The organism is Rhodoferax sp. MLSD5-FHT05B10 (genome assembly GCF_058793415.1).
Genome location: NZ_JBXAFT010000004.1, coordinates 322383 through 342925 on the forward strand (window position 1 = coordinate 322383; position 20543 = coordinate 342925).

The 20543-nt window shown below is 64.2% G+C and carries 23 protein-coding genes, 1 tRNA gene and 1 riboswitch; of the genes, 6 read left to right on the forward strand and 18 right to left on the reverse strand.

Features of this window, described 5'->3' with window-relative positions; translation table 11 throughout:
* Positions 1 to 15: 15 nt before the first annotated feature.
* The 5 genes from AC1Q5W_RS08720 to AC1Q5W_RS08740 all read right to left on the reverse strand — a co-directional run bounded on the left by AC1Q5W_RS08720 (position 16) and on the right by AC1Q5W_RS08740 (position 5382).
* Positions 16 to 1635, reverse strand: a complete 1620-nt coding sequence (locus tag AC1Q5W_RS08720; protein WP_492644765.1) for a sensor histidine kinase — start codon at positions 1633 to 1635, stop codon at positions 16 to 18.
* A gap of 78 nt (positions 1636 to 1713) precedes the next feature.
* Positions 1714 to 3213, reverse strand: coding sequence for a diguanylate cyclase domain-containing protein (locus AC1Q5W_RS08725; RefSeq protein ID WP_492644764.1), 1500 nt, complete (start codon positions 3211 to 3213; stop codon positions 1714 to 1716).
* Positions 3210 to 3572 carry a response regulator transcription factor gene (locus AC1Q5W_RS08730; RefSeq protein ID WP_492644763.1) on the reverse strand — a complete coding sequence of 121 codons (363 nt, stop codon included), beginning with the start codon at positions 3570 to 3572 and terminating at the stop codon, positions 3210 to 3212. Before AC1Q5W_RS08730 ends, AC1Q5W_RS08725 begins: the two co-directional genes overlap by 4 nt.
* Entirely contained in the window at positions 3569 to 4750 is a 1182-nt protein-coding gene (locus AC1Q5W_RS08735; RefSeq protein ID WP_492644762.1) for an ATP-binding protein, read from the reverse strand. The genes AC1Q5W_RS08730 and AC1Q5W_RS08735 overlap by 4 nt, the downstream gene beginning before the upstream one ends.
* On the reverse strand, positions 4747 to 5382 hold the full coding sequence (locus AC1Q5W_RS08740; RefSeq protein ID WP_492644761.1) for a response regulator: 636 nt from the start codon (positions 5380 to 5382) through the stop codon (positions 4747 to 4749). The genes AC1Q5W_RS08735 and AC1Q5W_RS08740 overlap by 4 nt, the downstream gene beginning before the upstream one ends.
* A gap of 341 nt (positions 5383 to 5723) precedes the next feature.
* On the opposite strand from AC1Q5W_RS08740, the gene AC1Q5W_RS08745 reads away from it, so the two are divergent.
* A tRNA-Arg gene (locus AC1Q5W_RS08745) sits at positions 5724 to 5799 on the forward strand.
* Between the two features lie 23 nt (positions 5800 to 5822).
* Positions 5823 to 5936: riboswitch (TPP riboswitch) on the forward strand.
* Positions 5937 to 5998: 62 nt separating this feature from the next.
* Entirely contained in the window at positions 5999 to 7306 is a 1308-nt protein-coding gene (locus AC1Q5W_RS08750; RefSeq protein WP_492644760.1) for a purine-cytosine permease family protein, read from the forward strand.
* On the opposite strand, the gene thiD is transcribed toward AC1Q5W_RS08750, so the two are convergent.
* The 3 genes from thiD to thiM are packed head-to-tail and all read right to left on the reverse strand — an operon-like array spanning position 7290 to position 9654.
* Positions 7290 to 8147 carry a bifunctional hydroxymethylpyrimidine kinase/phosphomethylpyrimidine kinase gene (thiD, locus tag AC1Q5W_RS08755; protein WP_492644759.1) on the reverse strand — a complete coding sequence of 286 codons (858 nt, stop codon included), beginning with the start codon at positions 8145 to 8147 and terminating at the stop codon, positions 7290 to 7292. The two genes, AC1Q5W_RS08750 and thiD, sit on opposite strands and share 17 nt — an antisense overlap.
* Complete coding sequence (thiE, locus tag AC1Q5W_RS08760) at positions 8144 to 8806, reverse strand: thiamine phosphate synthase (protein ID WP_492644758.1); 663 nt, start codon at positions 8804 to 8806, stop codon at positions 8144 to 8146. Before thiE ends, thiD begins: the two co-directional genes overlap by 4 nt.
* Positions 8807 to 8820: 14 nt before the next feature.
* Complete coding sequence (thiM, locus tag AC1Q5W_RS08765) at positions 8821 to 9654, reverse strand: hydroxyethylthiazole kinase (protein WP_492644757.1); 834 nt, start codon at positions 9652 to 9654, stop codon at positions 8821 to 8823.
* Positions 9655 to 9846: 192 nt separating this feature from the next.
* Between thiM and AC1Q5W_RS08770 the strand changes: the two genes are divergently transcribed.
* Positions 9847 to 10335 (forward strand): c-type cytochrome, encoded by a 489-nt coding sequence (locus AC1Q5W_RS08770; RefSeq protein ID WP_492644756.1) that lies wholly within the window; start codon positions 9847 to 9849, stop codon positions 10333 to 10335.
* A 134-nt stretch (positions 10336 to 10469) separates the two neighbouring features.
* On the opposite strand, the gene AC1Q5W_RS08775 is transcribed toward AC1Q5W_RS08770, so the two are convergent.
* From AC1Q5W_RS08775 to AC1Q5W_RS08785, 3 genes are read right to left on the reverse strand one after another with little or no spacing between them, the layout of a single operon-like run.
* Positions 10470 to 11024: a DUF2946 family protein gene (locus tag AC1Q5W_RS08775; protein ID WP_492644755.1), complete on the reverse strand. Its 555-nt coding sequence runs from the start codon at positions 11022 to 11024 to the stop codon at positions 10470 to 10472.
* A complete protein-coding gene (locus tag AC1Q5W_RS08780) occupies positions 11017 to 12087 on the reverse strand; it encodes a YheT family hydrolase (RefSeq protein WP_492644754.1) in 1071 nt (356 codons plus the stop codon). The genes AC1Q5W_RS08775 and AC1Q5W_RS08780 overlap by 8 nt, the downstream gene beginning before the upstream one ends.
* Before the next feature lie 45 nt (positions 12088 to 12132).
* The gene (locus AC1Q5W_RS08785; protein ID WP_492644753.1) at positions 12133 to 12585 is read right to left on the reverse strand and encodes a YybH family protein; all 453 of its coding nucleotides are present in this window, start codon (positions 12583 to 12585) and stop codon (positions 12133 to 12135) included.
* Between the two features lie 117 nt (positions 12586 to 12702).
* Between AC1Q5W_RS08785 and AC1Q5W_RS08790 the strand changes: the two genes are divergently transcribed.
* From AC1Q5W_RS08790 to AC1Q5W_RS08800, 3 genes are read left to right on the forward strand one after another with little or no spacing between them, the layout of a single operon-like run.
* Positions 12703 to 13296, forward strand: coding sequence for a LemA family protein (locus AC1Q5W_RS08790; RefSeq protein ID WP_492644752.1), 594 nt, complete (start codon positions 12703 to 12705; stop codon positions 13294 to 13296).
* 15 nt (positions 13297 to 13311) lie between these two features.
* Positions 13312 to 14193 carry a TPM domain-containing protein gene (locus AC1Q5W_RS08795; RefSeq protein WP_492644751.1) on the forward strand — a complete coding sequence of 294 codons (882 nt, stop codon included), beginning with the start codon at positions 13312 to 13314 and terminating at the stop codon, positions 14191 to 14193.
* Positions 14193 to 14708 (forward strand): TPM domain-containing protein, encoded by a 516-nt coding sequence (locus AC1Q5W_RS08800; RefSeq protein WP_492644750.1) that lies wholly within the window; start codon positions 14193 to 14195, stop codon positions 14706 to 14708. Before AC1Q5W_RS08795 ends, AC1Q5W_RS08800 begins: the two co-directional genes overlap by 1 nt.
* A 53-nt stretch (positions 14709 to 14761) precedes the next feature.
* On the opposite strand, the gene AC1Q5W_RS08805 is transcribed toward AC1Q5W_RS08800, so the two are convergent.
* From AC1Q5W_RS08805 to atpE, 7 genes are read right to left on the reverse strand one after another with little or no spacing between them, the layout of a single operon-like run.
* Entirely contained in the window at positions 14762 to 15178 is a 417-nt protein-coding gene (locus AC1Q5W_RS08805; RefSeq protein WP_492644749.1) for a F0F1 ATP synthase subunit epsilon, read from the reverse strand.
* A gap of 53 nt (positions 15179 to 15231) precedes the next feature.
* Positions 15232 to 16653: a F0F1 ATP synthase subunit beta gene (atpD, locus tag AC1Q5W_RS08810; RefSeq protein WP_492644748.1), complete on the reverse strand. Its 1422-nt coding sequence runs from the start codon at positions 16651 to 16653 to the stop codon at positions 15232 to 15234.
* 26 nt (positions 16654 to 16679) lie between these two features.
* Entirely contained in the window at positions 16680 to 17558 is an 879-nt protein-coding gene (atpG, locus tag AC1Q5W_RS08815) for a F0F1 ATP synthase subunit gamma (protein WP_492644747.1), read from the reverse strand.
* Between the two features lie 47 nt (positions 17559 to 17605).
* Complete coding sequence (gene atpA / locus AC1Q5W_RS08820) at positions 17606 to 19159, reverse strand: F0F1 ATP synthase subunit alpha (protein WP_492644746.1); 1554 nt, start codon at positions 19157 to 19159, stop codon at positions 17606 to 17608.
* Between the two features lie 49 nt (positions 19160 to 19208).
* Positions 19209 to 19739, reverse strand: a complete 531-nt coding sequence (locus AC1Q5W_RS08825) for a F0F1 ATP synthase subunit delta (RefSeq protein ID WP_492644745.1) — start codon at positions 19737 to 19739, stop codon at positions 19209 to 19211.
* 10 nt (positions 19740 to 19749) lie between these two features.
* Positions 19750 to 20220 (reverse strand): F0F1 ATP synthase subunit B, encoded by a 471-nt coding sequence (locus tag AC1Q5W_RS08830; RefSeq protein WP_492644744.1) that lies wholly within the window; start codon positions 20218 to 20220, stop codon positions 19750 to 19752.
* Between the two features lie 35 nt (positions 20221 to 20255).
* On the reverse strand, positions 20256 to 20504 hold the full coding sequence (atpE, locus tag AC1Q5W_RS08835) for a F0F1 ATP synthase subunit C (RefSeq protein ID WP_105261674.1): 249 nt from the start codon (positions 20502 to 20504) through the stop codon (positions 20256 to 20258).
* Positions 20505 to 20543: the final 39 nt, after the last annotated feature.

Below are 20543 nucleotides of genomic sequence, written 5' to 3' on the forward strand. Positions count from 1 at the left end.
TTTGCAGCCTGTGTGTTAAGCCGGCAGGGCTTGCCGGATTTCCTTGTCGCCGTACAGGGGAAACAGCAGCGTGACCGAAGTTCCTTTTCCCGGTGTGCTGTCGATCAGCACCTCACCGCCCAGATTGCCCATGAGCTCCTTGACAATGCTCATGCCCAGACCCGTGCCCGGCGTGCTGCCCGAGGTATCCACCCGGTAGAAGCGTTCAAAAACCCGCGGCAGATGCTGCTTCTCGATGCCGATGCCATGGTCCCGGATCACGATGCCCACCAGCGGACGGTTGTTGGTGACCGCCGGTTCCGCCTGGTAGATCTGTACCGCGCTGCTGGTCGGCGAGTATTTGTAGGCGTTGGAGAGCACGTTGAGGATGGTTTGCCGCGCCTTGCCCTGGTCCGCCTTGCAGTACAGGTCGGGCAGGGAAATGACGGGTGCCGAGCGCCCCTCCGGCAGGTTGAAACTGTCGGCAATCTCCTGCACCAGCGACTTCAGGTTCACGCGGGTAAAGACAAAGTCCTTGCCCTTGCGGGCCTCGATGCGGGCCAGGTCCAGCAGTTCATCCAGGATGGTGGCCATCCGCTGGGACTGGGCCAGAATGATGTTCTGGAACTCCTTGCGTTCTCTTTCCTCGAATTCGCGGGTCGCCAGCAGCTCGGCAAAACCCAGTATGTTGGCCATGGGCGTGCGCAGTTCGTGCGCCGCCGTCGACAGGAACTCCGATTTCATGTCCTCCACGATGACCGCATGGGTCACATCGCGCAGATACAGGATTTGCGACACCGTGACCGCGCTGTTGGTGTTCAGGCTGACGTGCAGGATGCATCGAGTCGGGAACACCAGCTCAATCAGCTCACCGCCGATCTTGCCGGGTGATATGGCCAATGCCCGCAGGGCCTGCATACCCGGGAAGGGTCGTGTTGACACACACAGCGCGTTGATCTTTTCACCCAGCGCCTCGTCCGTCAGCCCCAGGACCGTCTCCGGCGCCATGCCGGTGAGCTGCTGGAACGCCGGATTGACATACTTCACCCGCAACTGCTGGTCAAAGGTCACGAAGGCGTCCGTGCTCAGGGAAAAAATGGCATCCAGCTGCTCGGTGCGGTCTTTCACCTGGGCCCGGATGAACTGCTGTTCCGTGATATCGGTGGCCGACCCGGCCATGCGGATGACCTTGCCCGTGTGGTCGTGGCGCGCACGCCCGCGAATCTGGAAGCAGCGGTAACTGTGGTCGTAGCAACGCAGCCGCAGTTCGGTCTGAAAGAAATCCGTCTCCCGGCGCAGATGCAGCAGAAACTGGTGGCTGATCCGGTCCACGTCGTCCGGGTGTATGAGTTTGACCCAGAGCTTGAACGACACGATGGGGGTGCTGCTTTCGTACCCCAGCATGCTCATCAGACGCGCGGAAATGTAGAGGTCGTCAGCCCCTCCGTTCCAGTCCCAGATGACCTCGTTGGAGCCCTCGCAGGCAATCTCCCAGCGCTCTTCGCTGATCCGCAATTCGTTCGAGATGCGTTGGCGCTGCGCCAGCTCCTCCTTCAGGCGCCGGGTGTGAAACCACAGCGCGCCGGCGATCACCAGCAACAGGAATACCGGCAGGGCCACCAGCAGCACCAGCGCAGTGCGGCTGACCTCGAACATCAACGCATGCCCTCCGCCGCACGCGGAGCGTGCAGAAGGCCGAAAATCGGACAGGGGGGTGCCATGTATGTATCCGCCCTACAAGGTGCCGCGCAAGCCCGCCTGCGGCGTCTGCAGCGGTTCTATGCCCTGCACATACGCCTTCTCGCTGTACAGGTGGACGCGATTGCCGCCCTCCTTGCGTGCCAGCAGCAGGGCCATGTCGGCGTGTTCGACCAGCTGGGGCGCATCGCTCCCATCCTGCGGAAACCGGGCGCAGCCCACACTGCCGCCCATGACCAGTTTCTGTTTCCTGAGCAGGATCGGGGTTGACAGTGCCTTGACGACCCTGGAGGTCATCAGGGTCAGGTCGGGCTCATGCTCCAGACCGGCCAGCAGGATGGCGAACCGGTCATGGCCCGTGCGGGCCAGGATGTCACAGCCGCGAATGGCCTCCTGCAGGCGCTCACTCACGGCCAGCAGAACGGCTTCGCTCATGCCGTGGTCTTCCGTGTCATGGATCCACTGCAACCGGTCCAGGGCGATGGACAACAAAGCGGCGCCCGTGCCGGTCCGGCTGGCTGCGTACAGTTTTCTTTCAACCAGATCCCGGAACAGGGCCTGGTTGGGCAAACCGGTCAGCGTGTCGTGGTAGACGGCGTCCAGCATGGAACGCTCGGCGCTGAGCATCATGTCCTGGTCCGACAGCAACGCGATGTAGGCCACCGTTTGGGCCGCTGTGTCCCGGATGGCCGTAACCGACATCCACTGGCCCAGCGACTGGCCGTTTGGAGCGACGGTCACGACTTCTCCCTGCCAGTGGCCGTGAGACTTGAGATCGTCCCAAAACGCGCTGTGGCCCATCAGGTCCTCGTGGCCGACCCGGAACATGGCGGGCATGACGCCCAGGAGCTCCTCGCTGGCGCGGCCGGCATGGCCCGCAAACACGCCGTCGACCGCAATGATCTGGCCGTCCGGGTCGGTCACCAGCGCCCCCTGGTGCCGCCGCATCACCAGCTTGAACATGTGATCGGTATCCATGTCGGTCTGCGCGCCCGATGACAGGTCGCGCAGGATCCAGCACATGCAGGTGTTGTCACCATCCGGCAGGGACAGGCAGCTGACCGCAAACAGGCGCGCCCTGGCCGGATCGCCACCCGGATAGAGAAAATACTGGGCCTGTTCAAAGGCCGGGCTGTGGCTGCCATCAGCCAGGCCCGAAAGCATGATTTCCAGGTGTCCCAGGTGGAACGGCGCGACCACCTGCTGAAGCTGCCAGACCGTGCCCTTGTCCAGCAGGAACAGGGCGCGTGCCGCATCGGTGGCGTGCAGGATTTCCCCGTGGCGGTTGATCACCAGGCACAGTTCGTGGGACGTCGGATTCAGGGTCCCCAGAACCTCGCGCGCCTGCGCCAGCTGGGCATGGGAGGCCTTCAGCTTTTCGTGGCGGCGCGCCAGGTCGTGGTGGCGCCCGACAAGCTCCTGGAAGTCTTCCGCATACTGGGCCAGCTGCCGCTGCAGGGAAGACTCGTCGTGGACGACCGGCGCCGCGGCCGCTTGCGCGTCGGACGCCAGCCGCGGTGAAACAATGCTGGTCATTTCAGTTTCTCCCGAAGCCAACTCACCACCTGCAGCGGGCTGAATGGCTTGATGAAATATGCGTCCGCGCCCAGGTCCTGCCCGAGCCGGTAGTCCGCGGCCTGCCCCCGCGCCGTGATGATGGCCACCAGGGTGTTCTTGAGTTCGGGATCGGCCCGGACGGCCTGCAGGACCTGCAGGCCATCGATCTCTCCGGGCATCATGATGTCGAGCAGCACGGCTTGCGGCCGGTGGGTTCGGCACGCTTCCAGCGCACTGGTTCCGTCACTGGCTTCGGCCAGGTCGTACTCCCGGCTGAGGGTGATGGAAAGCAGGCGCCGGATGTCCGGGTGGTCATCCACGATGAGAATTTTTTTCATGTCGAGCTCTTCGGGTTCTGTTGGGGGGCCGGACTGCTCGCTGATATCTGCGCCAGCAGCTCCATCTCTGCGTCCGATACATTGGAATTGGCCGGTGGGTTCGGTATGAGAAACGCGAGGTCCTGTGCGTACTTTTCGGCCTGCTTGCCCGCCGGGCAATTCGCACACGCGGCCAGACTGCCGGCCTGACCCGGGGCACTGATGGGCAACACCAGGTCGAACGACTCGATGCCCTCGCCCTGCCCGCCTTCCAGTGCGGTGCCGGTATGGGTGACGGACAAGCGCCCGCCGTGCAGCTCCAGGATGCGCCGGCAAATCTGCGTCCGGATACCGGCATCCAGCCGCAGGATGGTGCTGGCGCCCGTTGCCGCACCGGCCTGCGCCCGGCCGGCTCCCGCGGCGTGGAAGAAATGGCTGCTCAACACGGTATAGCCGCCGTTCTGGCGCACCCGCAATTCAATCTGGCTATGGAGCGGGGCGCTGTCCCCCAAGCCCTCCAGAAGGCTTCTCAGCGCGCACTTGAGCCAGTTGGCATCGCCGTACAGCACGCCGGTGGCCTGCGGCGAGCTTGCGGGCTCCGTGCGGACCCGGTAATCGCACTTCTGGCGGGGCATTTCCTGCAAGACGTCTTCAATCAGGGTCGGCAGCGACAGGCGGGCTCCCTGGTTGAAGGCGTCGATCTGGTGCAACTGGGCCAGCTGGTCAAACGCCACCAGCAGGCGGCTCACCCGGTCGGTGGCCTGCCGCACGGCATCGTCCCGCGCCGGCTCGCCCCGTTGCGCGCCGGCAAGCTGGTCGCGCAACACACTCAATTCATGGCGCGTTTCCTGGTCCAGCAACCGGAAGAAGTCGGCGTCGCGTTCCTCCAGTGCCGGCGGGGCGGCCGACGGTTGCACCGGCGTGACAAAAAGGACATAGCCTTTGGGCTCACGCTTGCACAGGTGAATGGCCACGGCTCCGGCATCCGGGAGCGTGCCTATGTCCACTGCCACCGGGGCCTTGAGCGAGCCGTCGGCCACCTGGCGGATCAGCTGCTGGAGTTTGGGCGCTGCCGCCAGGCACAGGCGGATCCAGGGCCGGGCGGCCCGGTTGAAATCGGTGACCAGCCCGTCCGGGTTGAGCTGGATGACCCCTTCGACCATCTGCTCGACCAGGCGCATGTCGAGTTCCAGATTCATGCGGCCTCCCCACCCACCGTGGCAAGTTTGCGCTCCTCGATGTCCATGGCAATGCCCAGCAGCCGCGTGAACGGAACCGGCTTGGGCAGCACAAAGACGCCCGGCGGCACGCCACCCCGGCGCGCAATCTCGTCGGCATCCAGCCCGCTGACCACCGCCAGGGCCATGTGTGCGTAACGTGGCGTGCTTTGCAGGATCTTGAGCATTTCAAATCCGTCAATGCCGGGGATCTTGAGATCGACGATCAGCAGGTCGGGGTTCTCGCGCTCGATCAGCAACAGCGCATTGATGCCGTTGGTGGCCACGATTACTTCGGGCGACATGGGCCACAGGGCCAACGTGGTTTCGTAGAGGCGCAGCAGGTTGGTGTCGTCCTCCACCACCAGCACCTTCAGGCGCCGGATCACCTCCCTCCGCGCGGCGGGGGCGGCGGGCGGCGCCTCGCTCTTGGAGCGCAGCAGCTTTTCAACCGATTCGCGCGTCACACGGCGGTGGCCGCCGGGCGTTTTCCAGGCACTGAGGAGCCCGTTTTCCACCCACAACTGCGCCGTGCCAACGGACACGCCCAGCAACTGGCCAGCCTCGCGTGTGGTGCAAAAAGTTTTTTCAACTTTCCTGGCGGTACTTTTCATGGTGTTCAACAACTAGTCTGGGGATCGCAAATTTCGATTTATTTAAACACATTTTGACATATTTTGACATATTGCTGTCATCCAATCCCCCCTCAACCCGGCCACAGACCGCGACACGCGGTGCTGCCCCGTGCCACAGAGGTCGTCAAAAATCCAGCCCGATAGACCAAGACGCCCTGCCATCATTGCGCAGACAGCTATCAAATCCGTAGCATCTCTGCGCTGGATGACGGTGAGCCCGGATGCCTGCGCAGGCGGCGCGTGACCGGGGCGTGCGCACCGTAAAACAGCCCCTGCGTGGAGATATGCGAAAATACGCGCTGTCGCTGTTTTCAGCGAGTGCGGCTGTAGCTCAGTGGATAGAGTATTGGCCTCCGAAGCCAAGGGTCGTGGGTTCGATCCCCGCCAGCCGCACCAACCGAATTCGGTGTTCGCAAGAACGCCTCCGCTAGGGGTGTTGCTGTTCCGTGCAATGTGCATGGGGCAGCGACTGAGAAAGTCCCTTTGAACCTGATAGAGGTAATCCTCGCGCAGGGAAGCATGTTCCAGAGTCCGGCGCAGCCGCCGCTGCCCGCACTCTCGACCGGCCGACCTGCCTTACTGAGCAATTCGGCCCATGAGCATTCCATCTTATACCGGCGGCAGCACCGCCAACACCGCCCTCACCCCCCTACCCGCCAGCGACCGGCTCTTTGGCTGGCGCGACCATGCGGCCTTGTGGCTCAGCCTGGGCGTGGGCCTGCTGGTCATACAGGTTGGCGCCTACCTGGTGCCCGCGCTGGGCGCCCAGGCCGCGCTGGCCGTCATCGTGGCCGGCTCGGTGCTCGGCGCCGGCCTGCTGGCCTGGACTGCGCGCATCGGCTGCGACAGCGGCCTGTCGAGCGCCGGGTTGATGCATGCCACCTACGGCAGCCACTTTGCGCGCCTGCCGGTGCTGCTCAACATCGTGCAGCTCATTGGCTGGACCACGTTCGAACTGGTGATCATGCGGGACGGCACGGTCGCCATTGCCCGCCAGTCCGGCCACTTTGCCGGCGATACCTGGCCGCTGCTGGCCACCGTGCTGTGGGGCGGGGTGCTGCTGGCCCTGCTGTCCGGCTCCATGGTGAAACTGGTGCGCCAGTTCATCGGCCGCTACGGGCTGCCGCTGGTCATGCTGTCGCTGCTGTGGCTGAGCTGGCAGTTCCTGGCCAAGGCCGACGCCCAGGGGCTGGCCGCGTTGTGGAACCGCCCCGGCGAAGGCGGCATGAGCACTCTGTCGGCGCTGGACCTGGTGATGGCCATGCCCGTCTCGTGGCTGCCGCTGGTGGCCGACTTCGCCCGCCATGGACGCAGCGGCAGCAGTGCGCTGCGCGGCACCTGGTTGGGCTACGCCGTGGCCAACATCTGGTGCTACGCGCTGGGTGTTCTGGTGGCGCTCACCACCCCCAGCACCGACCTGGTGGCGGCCCTGCTGCTCGCCCAGGGAGGCCTGATTGCACTGGGGCTGATCCTGGTGGACGAGGTGGACAACGCCTACGGCGACCTCTACTCGGGTGCGGTGGCCGGCCACAGCCTGCAGCCCCGCTGGGGCGTGCGCGGCTGGGGCATGGCGCTGGCCGTGCTGTGCACCGCCCTAGCGCTGGTGCTGCCCATGCACAGCCTGGAGCCCTTCTTGCTGATGCTGAGTTCGGTGTTCGTGCCGCTCTACGGCGTGATTCTGGCGCGCCTAGCGGGCCAGCCCAACGTGGTGGCGCTGGTCAGCGCCCGCAAGGTGAACGCCAGTGCCGTGGCCATCTGGCTGCTGGGCATTGCCTGCTACCACCTGTGCGCCCAATTCGCGCCCGATTGGGGCTCCGCCTTGCCGACCCTGGTACTGACCTGGGTGCTGGCACGGCTCACGCGCGGGCAGGCGACCCCGGAAGGTGTCAACGCAGCGGCTTAAGCCGCATGGCGACCGGCGCGTAGCCGTGGTTCAGGGGGCCGCCCCCGCCACCGGTACGCACCTCGGCTCCCGCTTCCAGCGCGCCGCGCACAAAGGCGCGCGCGGCCTGCACCGCCTCCAGCAGCGATGCCCCCAAGGCCAGATGCGCGGCAATGGCCGACGACAAGGTGCAACCCGTGCCATGGGTGTTGTTCGTGGCGATGCGGCTCGCGCGCATCCAGTGCGACGCACTGGAGGACGTCAGCAACAAATCACTCACCCCATCGCCCGCCAGATGCCCGCCCTTGAGCAGCACGGCCCGGGCGCCCATGGCCAGCAGTTCGTGCGCGGCGGCTTCCATGTCGCGCTCGCTGACCAGTGGCCGGCCGACCAGCAGGGCGGCTTCGTCCAGGTTCGGCGTCACCACGGTGGCGCGGGGAAACAGTTCGCGCACCAGCACGGCAATGGCCGGGTTGTCGATCAGCACGGCGCCGCTGGTCGCCACCATCACCGGGTCCAGCACCACGGTCTGCAGCGCATGGCGGTCGATGGCGTCGGCCACTGTTTGCACGATGTCGGGCGCGTGCAGCATGCCGATCTTCACGGCTTCCAGGCCGATGTCCTCCACCACGGCGTCGATCTGGTCACGCAGCATCTGCGGCGGCACCCCGTGGATGGAACGCACGCCCAGCGTGTTTTGCGCCGTGAGCGCGGTGATGGCCGTCATGCCATAGCAGCCCAGCGCGGCGAAGGTCTTCAGGTCGGCCTGGATGCCAGCGCCGCCCCCGCTGTCGGAACCGGCGATGGACAGCACGCGGGGATACACATAGCGGTACGCCCCGCCCACAATGGATTCGGTCATGTCTTTTTTTCCACAGAAGAAGTCACCCGGTCGCACACGCCCCGCAAATCGGCGGCCGCAGCGCGGGGATCGGGGGCCGCGCACAGGGCGCTGACCACCGCCAGGCTGTCGGCTCCGGCGCGCAGCACCGCCTGGGCGTTGCCGGCATGGATGCCACCAATGGCCACCAGCGGCAAGGCCGTGGCCGCGCGCACCTGCGCCAGGCCGTCCAGGCCCCAGGCCGTCTTGGTGTCGGTCTTGGTGGGGGTGGCAAAGACCGGGCTCACGCCCAGGTAGTCCAGCGGCAGGGCGGCACTGTCGCGCACGTCGTCCATGGACTCCACCGACCAGCCAATGAACACGTGCGCCGGCAACAGCTGGCGCGCCGCGTGCACCGGCATGTCGCTTTGCCCCAGATGCACGCCTTCGGCGCCGCAGGCCAGCGCGATGTCGATGCGGTCATTGATGATGAGCGGCACGCCATGCGGCGCCAGCAGGGCCTTGAGCGCCTGCGCCTGCGCCAGAAACGCGCGGGTGTCGAGCTGCTTCTCGCGCAGTTGCACGCAGGTGACGCCCCCCTGCACCGCGGCCGCCACCACATCGGCCAGCGGGCGGCCACGCGTGAGCGACTGGTCGGTGACCAGGTACAGGCGCAAGAGGTCGGGATTGAATCGGCTCACTGTGCAGGCCGGCTTTACCAGCTGGCCACTTCGAGCTTGAGCCGCTGTTCGAAGCTGGCCTGGTCAAGCAGCTGCAGGGTGTCGAGCAGGCCCACCGCCATGCTGCCCACGCCCAGGCCGCGTGCCTGGGCCTGTTCGGCCGCCACTTCACCGACCACGCCCAGATAGGCCATGGCGGCCGTGGTGGCGCGCCAGGCATCGGGTTGCACGGCGCAAAACGCGCCCACCAGGGCCGTGGCCGAGCAGCCGACGCCGGTGATCCGGGTCATCCAGGGGTGGCCGTTGGACAGGCGGGCCCAGCGCTTGCGCGCGTCCAGGATGTGGTCCACCGCGCCACTGACACACACGGTGCCCTGGGTGCGCTGCGCCAGCGCCTGGGCGGCACCCAGCGCATCGCCAGCGGCGGCACTGCTGTCGACTCCGCGCGTGCGGATGGCGGCGCCAGCAGTGCTCATGATCTCGGAACCGTTGCCGCGGATGACGGTGGGCGAGGCCACCGCCAGCAGCGCCTCCAGCGTCTGGTTGCGGTACGGTGTGGCACCCGCGCCCACCGGGTCCAGCACGCTCGGAATGCCACGCTGTGCGGCCGCGGCGAGTGCCAGCTTCATGCTGTCCACCCAGTAGGGGTCCAGCGTGCCAATGTTGAGCACCAGTGCCTGGGCAATGCCCACCATGGCAGGTACCTCCTCGTGGGCGTGGGCCATGACGGGTGAGGCGCCGGCGGCCAGCAGCACGTTGGCGTTGAGGTTGATCACCACCAGGTTGGTAATGCTGTGGACCAGCGGCGCGCGTTCGCGCACGGCCTCCACATCGGACCAGAGATCGGCAGCACACAGGGAAGCAGTCATTTTTTGCACCGGAATAAAGGGGGGCATGGCGCGCCGGGTGTTCCGCTGGCAGCCACAGGAAGAGTCTGCGGGGATTATCGCGGACTTGGGCTGCGCGACGGGCTGGCCGGCGCGCGCCCGCTCCTGCAGGTTTGGGTTGCCGGCCGCTATAATCAGCCGCTGTTTCAAAGCCCCAGACATTCCGAGGACACCATGAGCGAACACAGCGGCCCCATCAAAACCCCCAAGCAATTGTTGTCAGCCGCATTCTTTGCGTTTGTGGTGCCCATTTTCGTGATCATTGGTCTGGTGTACTCCGTGACGTCGGGCAACAAGCCCGCCGCCGGCGCCGTGAACCCGGAAAAGGCACTGGCCGAACGCATCCAGAAGGTGGGTATGGTGGAAATCCGTGACGCCAACCGCGAAATGAAGACTGGCGAACAGGTCTTCAAGGCCCAGTGCTCGGCCTGCCACGCCACCGGTGCAGCGGGCTCGCCCAAGTTCGGCGATGCCGCAGCCTGGGGCTCTCGCATCAAGACCGGCTTTGATGCGCTGTTGAATTCCGCCATGAAAGGCAAGAACGCCATGGGCGCGCAGAGCGGCGGTGATTTTGACGACTTTGAAATTGCCCGCGCCGTGGTCTACATGGCCAACGCTGGCGGCGCCAAGTTTCCCGAGCCCACCAAGCCCGCTGCCAAGTAAGCGCGCCCTGGCCCCCAGCCCCAAAAAAGCCGACGGTACCGTCGGCTTTTTTTTATTGCCTGTTTGCGGGCCCTTGCCGCCCCGTTTTTCAGGCTAAAAACAGTGCATAGCTCCCGCCAACATTGCGCAGATAGCTACTGTTTTTGTAGCGTCGCCGCTCGCAACCCTGCCGGACTGGGCACATAGCCGTAGCGGGCTGGCAGGTCCTCGCGGCGGACTTCCTGCACCGTCCAGGCGCCGGACTCCACCGCCAGCGCAGCCTGCCCCACGTCCTGCGTGTGGACCAGGCCCAGGCCCAGCGGGGTCTCCAGGTAGAGCCAGCCGGCTTCGTCCATCAGGCAGGCCGTGCACGTGGTGGCCTGCCCGGTGTGGGCGTGCAGCGAGAAGTCGGGTTGTACCCGCCACACCCAGGGCGTGGCCTCCAGCTCCACATACACGCGCTGGGGCCCGTTCTGGAAGTACCAGCACCCCTGGTCGTCCCGGCCATAGTTGCGCTGGATGAAGTCAATCAGCTTCTCGTGGCGCAGCTGGGACCCTTTGGCGCCGGGGCGCCCGCTGGCAAAGGCGCCCAGCGCCTGCACCGGGTCGTCGCGCATGAACCAGTTGCCCCGCGCATCCAGCCCCAGCCAGCCGTAGCAATCGGGCACGTTGGGCCATTTGGCCATGGCCTGTCGAACGATGTCATCCATGGTGTTCTTTCAATGAAGGAGAGACATGCTGCAGCAGCCAGCGGCCGACCGTGTCGGGCAGGGCGCGCACATGGCCGGGCCAGCGCCCCTGCGGGAAGCCGACATGGCCGCCGTGCGCCGGCTGCCACAGCGTGACGTGCGTGCCGGCCTCGTGCTGCAAGGGCAGACAGCCGGCCGGCACGAAGGGATCGTTGCGGGCATTGACCACCAGCGCCGGGACGCGGATGCGGTGCAAATGGGGTTTGGCCGAAGCCCGGCGCCAGTAGTCTTCCGTGTTCCTGAAGCCATGCAGGGGCGCGGTGAACACGTTGTCGAAGGCGTAGAGGTCCCGGGCGGCCAGCAGCGCCGCACGATCGAACAAGCCGGGGTGTTGGGCGAGTTTTTGCAGCGCCTTGGGCTTCATGGTCTGCAGGAACATGCGGGTGTAGACCAGCCGGTTGAAGCCCCGGCCGATGGCATGGCCGCCAGCGGCCAGGTCGATGGGCGCACTGATGGCGGCCACCGCGCTGACGGTGCGCGCGGCCGCATCGCCCATCTCCTGCGCCCAGCGCAGGAGCGCATTGCCGCCCAGCGACACGCCCACGGCGACGATGGGGCCACGGTGCGCCTGGCGCAGGCGCTGCAGCACCCAGCCAATTTCCTCAAAGTCGCCCGAGTGGTAGGCGCGGGGCCCCAGGTTGATCTCACCACTGCAGCCACGAAAGTGCGGCACCGCATACGCCATGCGCAGCTCGCGGGCGTAGCCGGCAAAGGCCTGGGCATAGTGGCTGGCCGAGGAGCCTTCCAGGCCGTGGAACAGCACCAGCAGCGGTCGGGCGCCGGCCGCCGTTGTGCAGGACGCTTGCGGCCGCCGCGTCGGGTCGCCCCCAGCAAGGCCAGCCCCCTCGGGGGGCGTGGGGGCCGTATCCTCCAGCCAGTCCACGTCAATGAAATCGGCGTCCGGCGTGCTCCAGCGCTCGCGGCGGTAGACCGGCAATGGGCCCGACACCCGGCGGGCGTACAGTGCCGGCCAGATGGTCTGCAGGTTACCGCCGGGCAGCCAGCGTGGCGCTACGTAATGCATAGCTGTTCAGGCAATTGAAACAAGGGTTTCCACGCTATTTGACCTTCAATGCAGCACCTTGGGAGGCTGCTCGATCTCCTGCACCTCGCCTTGCGTGCCGGGGCTGGCGTGGTGCACCACCATGCGCCAGCCCTGCGGGGTCTTGTGGTAGACATTGGTCACCAGCACGTGGGCGTGCACCGGGCCTTCGTCCGTCAGCACCTCCACCCGCTCCTGCAGGGTGTGCACGGCGCTGGCCAGGGAGTCGACCCGCCGGATGGCTTCCGGACGGATCTGGATTGCGCCCCCGTGCGCAAACAGGGCGTCGAAGGCGGCGCGGATGGCCCCCGCCCCCACAACGCGCGGGCCGCCCGGGTGAATGCACACGATGTCATCCTCATCGGCCCAGCACGCCATGAGTTTGTCGAGATCGGCCGTCTGCAGCGCCTCGTAGAACGCGGCTTCGATATCGTCTGGCGTGCCTCCCAGGGAGGCGACTTGCTGGCGGGCTTTGGGCATGGGGCAGGGAAAGTGGTTGCAACGCCCATTTTGCCGCGTTTGCCCGGCTGGCGCCCGCCCACTTGATGGCGCGGGCGGCAACCCCATGTATGCTACGGGTGCACAACCCCGTAGGAGATGGTGATGAAGACTTGGATCCTGGCCTTGCTGTCGGCGCTGGCACTGTCCGGCTGTGGCTACAACGACTTCCAGCGACTGGACGAACAGACCAAGTCGGCCTGGAGCGAGGTGCTCAACCAGTACCAACGGCGGGCCGATCTGGTGCCCAACATCGTGGCCACCGTCAAGGGGGAAGCCAATTTCGAGCAGGAGACCCTGACCAAGGTGGTGGAGGCCCGTGCCAAGGCCACATCCATCCAGGTGACACCCGAGACCCTGAAGGACCCGCAGACCTTCCAGAAATTCCAAGCCGCACAGGGCGAACTCAGCAGTGCGCTCAGCCGCCTGATGGTGGTCAGCGAGCGCTACCCGGACCTGAAGGCCAACAAGGGCTTCAGCGATTTGCGGGTGCAGCTGGAAGGCACGGAGAACCGCATCACCGTGGCCCGCAACCGCTACATTCAGGCCGTGCAGGAGTACAACGTGCTGGCCCGCAGCTTCCCCAGCAACCTGACGGCCATGGTGTTCAGCTACCAGCCCAAGCCCGCCTTCAGCGTGCAGAACGAAGCCGCCATTACCGCCCCGCCGGTGGTGGACTTCAACAAGAAATAAGCGCCAGCGCCCGCCATGGCATTGCTGCGCGGCTTTCTCGTCTTGCTGCTGAGCCTGCTGGCCGGTCTGGCCGGGGCCCAGGGCGTGCTGCCCGTGCCGGCATTGTCGGGGCACGTGATCGACAGCACTGGCACGCTGAACGCTGCCCAGCAACAAGCCCTGGAGAGCAAACTCAGCGCCTTTGAGGCCCGCAGTGGCTCCCAGGTGGTGGTGCTGATGGTGCCCACCACCCAGCCGGAGGACATTGCCAGCTACGCCAACCGCGTGGGCGACACCTGGAAGATCGGCCGCAAAGCAGTTGGTGACGGCCTGCTGCTCATCGTCGCCAAGGACGACCGCAAGCTGCGCATCGAGGTGGCCAGGGCCCTGGAAGGCGCCGTCCCCGACCTCGCAGCCAGCCGGATCATCAACGAGGCCATCACACCGCGCTTCAAGCAGGGCGACTTTGCTGGCGGAGTGGATGCCGGGGTGGACCAGATCATGGCGCTGATCACGGGCGAGGCCCTGCCGGAACCCGCCCCATCCGGCGGACGCAACGACACCGGTTTCCAATGGCAGGACCTGGCCATGTTCCTGTTCTTTGCCGTCATGATTGGCGGCTCCATCGCCCGCCAGGTGCTGGGCAACAAGCTGGGCTCCGTGGTGACGGGCGGTGTGGTGGGCGGCATCGTCCTGCTGCAGACCACCAGTGTCCTGCTGGCCCTGCTGGCCGGGGTGGTGGCACTGGTATTCACCCTGGTCGTCAGCGTCGTACGCAGCCGCCCGGGGGGCGGCGGATTCGGCGGCGGCATGGGCTCGGGCGGCGGTTCCGGCTGGAGTTCCGGTTCGGGCGGCGGCGGGTTCAGCTCCGGAGGGGGCGGCAGTTTTGGGGGCGGCGGCGCCTCGGGAGGATGGTAATGTTCCAGCGAATCGCGCGCCTGCTCAAGCACCGCTGGATGGACGATTCCCACCGTACCGTGGGGCCGGTGGTCGTGCAGCGGCTGATGCAGGGCGTAGCTGCCAGCGAGCGCCACCACAGCGGCCAAATCCGCATCTGCATTGAGGCGGGCTTGCCCAACAGCTACCTGCTGCGCCCGGACAGCATGGCCGCCCTGACGCGCCAGCGGGCGCTGGCCCAGTTCGGCAAGTTGCGCGTCTGGGACACCGAGCGCAACAACGGCGTCCTGATCTATCTGCTGCTGGCCGAGCACGCCATTGAGTTGGTAACCGACCGGGGCTTGAACCAGCACGTCAGCCCCGCGCAATGGCAGGCCATTGTGCAGCGCCTGGGCCACACCCTGCAGGCGGGCGATTTTGAAGCCGGTCTGAGCCAGGCCCTGGGCGAAGTGTCGGCCCTGCTGGCCACCTACTTTCCCCAGCAGGCCGGCGACGCAAACCCCAACGAGCTCCCGGACCGCCCCACGCTGGTGTGAGTCCCAAAAACAAAACCGCCCGAAGGCGGTTTTGCAAGTTGGGCGTGTGCCGCTTATTTTTTCTGGCGGAACTTGCGCAGCGCAGCCAACTGGGCCGCCATGATGGCGAGTTCAGCGGTGGCGCGGGCCAAGTCGATCTCGCTCTTGGCGTTCTTGAGCGCTTCTTCAGCCGCGGCCTTGGCTGCGTTGGCCTTCTCGTCGTCCAGATCCTTGCCACGGATAGCCGTGTCAGACATGACCGTGACGCAGTCGGGTTGCACTTCCAAAATGCCACCGGCCACGAAGACAAACTCTTCGGTGCCGTCGGCCTTTTCGATGCGCACCGAACCAGCCTTGATGCGGGTGATCAGGGGCGTGTGGCGGGGATAAATGCCGAGCTCGCCAGCCTCTCCGGGAAGCGCCACGAATTTGGCTTCACCGGAGAAAATGGACTCTTCAGCACTGACCACGTCAACATGGATGGTGGACATAGGGTTTCCTTTTGCCGTTCAGGTGCAATCAGTGAGATCTGCGTTACGCAGCATCAAACCTTCTTGGCCTTTTCGATGGCTTCGTCGATGGTACCGACCATGTAGAAAGCCTGTTCGGGCATGTGATCGCACTCGCCGTTCACGATCATCTTGAAGCCACGGATGGTTTCAGACAGCGGAACGTACTTGCCGGGGGAACCGGTGAACACTTCGGCCACGTGGAAAGGCTGGCTCAGGAAACGCTGGATCTTGCGGGCACGTGCCACAGCCAGCTTGTCTTCCGGTGCCAAGTCGTCCATACCCATGATGGCGATGATGTCGCGCAGTTCGCGGTAGCGCTGCAGCGTGCCCTGCACGGCGCGGGCCGTGTTGTAGTGCTCTTCGCCCACCACGTTGGGGGACAGCTGGCGGCTGGTGGAGTCCAGCGGGTCGACGGCGGGGTAGATACCCAGCGAGGCGATGTCACGGGACAACACCACGGTGGAGTCCAAGTGGGCGAAGGTCGTCGCGGGAGAGGGGTCGGTCAAGTCATCGGCTGGCACGTACACGGCCTGGATGGACGTGATGGAACCCACCTTGGTGGACGTAATACGCTCTTGCAGACGGCCCATTTCTTCGGCCAGCGTAGGCTGGTAGCCCACGGCGGACGGCATACGGCCCAACAGGGCGGACACTTCGGTACCGGCCAGGGTGTAGCGGTAGATGTTGTCCACGAAGAACAGCACGTCCTTGCCTTCGTCGCGGAAGGACTCGGCAATGGTCAGACCGGTCAGGGCCACGCGCAGACGGTTGCCCGGGGGCTCGTTCATCTGACCGTACACCATGGACACCTTGGAGTCCTCGAGCTTCTCGAGGTTCACCACGCCGGAGTCGGCCATCTCGTGGTAGAAGTCGTTACCTTCACGGGTACGCTCGCCCACGCCGGCAAACACGGACAGACCGCTGTGCGCCTTGGCGATGTTGTTGATCAACTCCATCATGTTCACGGTCTTGCCCACACCGGCACCACCGAACAGACCCACCTTGCCGCCCTTGGCGAACGGGCAAACCAGGTCAATCACCTTGATGCCGGTTTCCAACAGCTCTTGCGAGGGGCTCAGCTCGTCATACGCAGGCGCCTTGCGGTGAATGGAGGCGTGCAGTTCGGAATTGACCGGGCCGCGCTCGTCGATGGGCGAACCCAGCACGTCCATGATGCGGCCCAGTGTGGCCTTGCCCACGGGCACCATGATGGATTCGGCGGTGTTCTTCACCACCATGCCGCGGCGCAGGCCGTCGGAAGAGCCCAGCGCAATCGTACGGACGATGCCGTCGCCGAGCTGCTGCTGCACTTCCAGCGTCAGCGCGGAGCCGTCCATCTTCAGTGCGTCATAGATCTTCGGCATCTGGTCGCGTGGAAACTCCACGTCCACCACGGCGCCGATACACTGGACAATTTTTCCCTGAACGCCTGCGTTCACATTTGCTTGAGCCATTACGTTTGCTCCAAAAATAAATACGTTTAAACCGCTGCTGCGCCTGCCACGATTTCCGAAAGTTCTTTCGTAATCGCCGCTTGCCGCGTTTTGTTGTAGACCAGCTTGAGTTCGGCAATGACATTGCCGGCGTTGTCGGTGGCGGCCTTCATGGCCACCATGCGCGCTGCATGTTCCGAGGCCATGTTTTCTGCCACCGCCTGCAACACCAGTGCTTCGGCGTAGCGCACCAGCAGCTCGTCAATCACCGTCTGAGCGTCAGGCTCGTAGATGTAATCCCAGCTGGGCTGCGATCCGGATGCCTTGGTCTCTTGCTGCATCTCTTCGGCAGACAGGGGCAGCAGTTGCTCCACCACGGGTTCCTGCTTCATCGTGCTGACAAACTTGTTGTAGCTCAGATAAACCGCGCTGACTTCGCCCTTGACGTAGGCATCCAGCAACACCTTGACTGGGCCGATCAGCTTCTCCAGATGCGGCTTGTCGCCCAGATGCGTAACGTGCGAGACCACCTTGGCGCCCACGCGTCCCAGGAAGCCCAGACCCTTGCTACCAATCGCCACCGTCAGGGGCGACTTGCCAGCGGCCTGTGTGTCACGCAACTTGCCGGTCAATGCCCGGAACAGGTTGGTGTTCAAACCACCGCACAAACCCTTGTCCGTGGTCACCACAATGAAGCCTACCGACTTGGCGTCGTTGGGTTTCATGAATGGGTGCACGTACTCGGGATTGGCTTTACCCAGGTTGGCGGCGATGTTACGGACCTTTTCGCTGTAAGGGCGGGCGGAGCGCATGCGCTCCTGCGCCTTGCGCATCTTGGACACGGAAATCATTTCCATGGCCTTGGTGATCTTCTTGGTGTTTTCCACCGATTTGATCTTGCTGCGTAGTTCCTTGCCTGATGCCATATCTGCCCCTTTTGCTTAAACTGATTCGTGACTCTTGCTAGTCAGAATCAAGCAAACGACTTCTTGAAAGCGGTCGTGGCAGCGGTCAATTCGGCTTCAGCCTCCTTGTCCATCGCCTTGGTGGCTTCCAGCTTGGCCAGCAGGGCCGCGTGCTTGTCTTTCAGATAGCCATGCAGGCCATGTTCGAAAGCCAGCACCTTGTTCACGGCGAGGTCGTCCATGAAACCCTTGTTCACCGCGAACAGCGTGGCACCCATCAGGCTGATGGGCAACGGGCTGTACTGGGACTGCTTGAGCAATTCGGTCACGCGGGCACCGCGGTCGAGCTGCTTGCGGGTGGCTTCGTCCAGATCGGAAGCAAACTGCGCAAACGCAGCCAGCTCGCGGTACTGGGCCAAGTCGGTACGGATACCACCGGAGAGGTTCTTGATCAGCTTGGTCTGGGCAGCACCACCGACGCGGGACACCGAGATACCGGCGTTGATAGCGGGGCGGATACCGGCGTTGAACAGGCTGGTTTCCAGGAAGATCTGGCCGTCGGTGATGGAAATCACGTTGGTGGGCACGAAGGCCGACACGTCACCGGCTTGCGTTTCAATGATCGGCAGCGCCGTCAAGGAACCGGTCTTGCCTTTGACGGCACCCTTGGTGAAGTCCTCGACGTACTTCTCGTTCACGCGGGCGGCGCGCTCCAGCAGGCGGCTGTGGAGATAGAACACGTCGCCGGGGTAGGCTTCGCGGCCTGGTGGGCGACGCAGCAGCAGCGACACTTGGCGGTAAGCCACGGCTTGCTTGGACAGATCGTCGTACACGATCAGGGCGTCTTCGCCACGGTCGCGGAAATACTCGCCCATGGTGCAGCCAGAGTAGGCCGACACGTACTGCATGGCAGCCGATTCGGAAGCGGTCGCCGCCACCACAATGGTGTATTCCAGCGCGCCGGCTTGCTCCAGCGAGCGCACCACGTTCTTGATCGACGAAGCCTTCTGACCGATGGCAACGTAGATACAGGTCATGTTCTGACCCTTCTGGTTGATGATGGCGTCGATGGCCACGGCGGTCTTGCCGGTCTGGCGGTCGCCAATGATCAATTCGCGCTGGCCACGGCCCACAGGCACCATGGAGTCGATCGACTTCAGACCCGTCTGCATGGGCTGATCCACCGATTTACGGGCGATAACGCCAGGAGCAACCTTTTCGATCACGTCCGTCATCTTGGCATTGATCGGGCCTTTGCCGTCAATGGGCTGACCCAAGGCATTGACCACGCGGCCTTTGAGCTCGGGGCCCACGGGCACTTCCAGAATGCGGCCCGTGCACTTGACGGTGTCGCCTTCGGAGATGTGCTCGTACTCGCCCAGAATCACGGCGCCGACAGAGTCACGCTCCAGGTTCAGGGCCAGACCATAGGTGGGCAGGCCATCGCTGCCCGCTGCGAATTCAAGCATTTCGCCCTGCATCACGTCGGACAGGCCGTGGATGCGGCAAATACCGTCAGTCACGGACACCACGGTACCCTGGTTGCGAATATCGCTGCTCGCGGCCAGGCCTTCGATGCGGCTCTTGATCAGTTCAGAAATTTCTGCTGGATTGAGTTGCATGACTCTTTCCTTCTTTCTTTAGTTGGGCTTACGGCAGGAGGCAGATGCCTCAGGCTGTGAGAGCCACTTTCATTTGTTCCAGACGGGCCTTGACAGACGTGTCAAGCACTTCGTCACCCACCACCACACGGATGCCACCGATCAACTCGGCGTCATGCGCAACCTGAACGTTCAGTTTGCGACCAAAACGCTTTTCCAGCGTTGCCGCCACTTCCGCCAATGCCGCAGCATCGATGGGAAAGGCGCTGTACACCGTGGCATCGGAGAGTCCGCTCTGTGCGTTCTTCAGCACCCGGAACGACACTGCAATTTCGGGCAGCGCCGCAAGGCGTCCGTTTTCAATCACTGTGCGCAGGAAGTTCTTGCCCTGCTCCGGCAAGGCCGACTTGGCCACGCTGGCGATCAAGTCAAACACTTGCTGGTCTGTGACCTTGGGGTTGGCAGCGAACTGCTGAAGTTGCACATTGTTGGCAATTTCAGCAAGCTCATCCAACCACACGGCAGCAGCGTTCAGGTCGGCCTTGGCAGACTTGAAGAGAGCCTCGGCATAGGGCCTGGCAATGGTGGCGAGTTCAGCCATGGTGACTTCCTTACAGCTCAGTCTTCAGGCGCGACAGCAAATCTGCATGCACACCCGCATTGACTTCTTTGCGCAAGATCTGCTCGGCACCCTTGACGGCGAGAGCGGCGACCTGCTCGCGCAGAGCCTCACGGGCCTTCACAGACTGCTGCTCGGCTTCCGCCTTGGCAGCGGCGATGATCCGGTTGCCTTCTTCGGTAGCACGGGCCTTGGCCTCTTCCACAATCGTCTGACCGCGACGCTCGGCATCCGCCAGGCGCGTTGCCGTTTCATTGCGGGAGGTTGCCAGTTCGGCTTCCACGCGCGAATTGGCAGAAGCCAGCTCAGACTTGGCTTTATCGGCGGCAGCCAGGCCGTCGGCGATTTTCTGCGCCCGCTCGTCCAGCGCTTTCGTGATCGGGGGCCACACGAATTTCATCGTGAACCACACCAGGATCGCAAAAACGATAGCCTGCAGGAACAGGGTTGCGTTAATGTTCACGGTTTGATTCCTTCTCTAACGTGAAGGGCCGTTGATTACTTCAGAACGAAGGGGTTGGCGAATGCGAACAGCAGAGCGATAGCAACACCGATCAGGAAGGCGGCGTCGATCAGACCAGCCAAGATGAACATCTTGGTTTGCAGTTCGTTCATCAGTTCGGGTTGACGAGCAGAAGATTCCAGGAATTTGCCACCCATCAGCGCGATGCCGATAGATGCGCCGATAGCGCCCAGACCAACGATGATGCCGCAAGCCAGTGCCACGAGGCCGAGAATGTTTTCCATGAGAAGCTCCTAAAAGTTAGTGGAAAAAGAAAAAAGAAA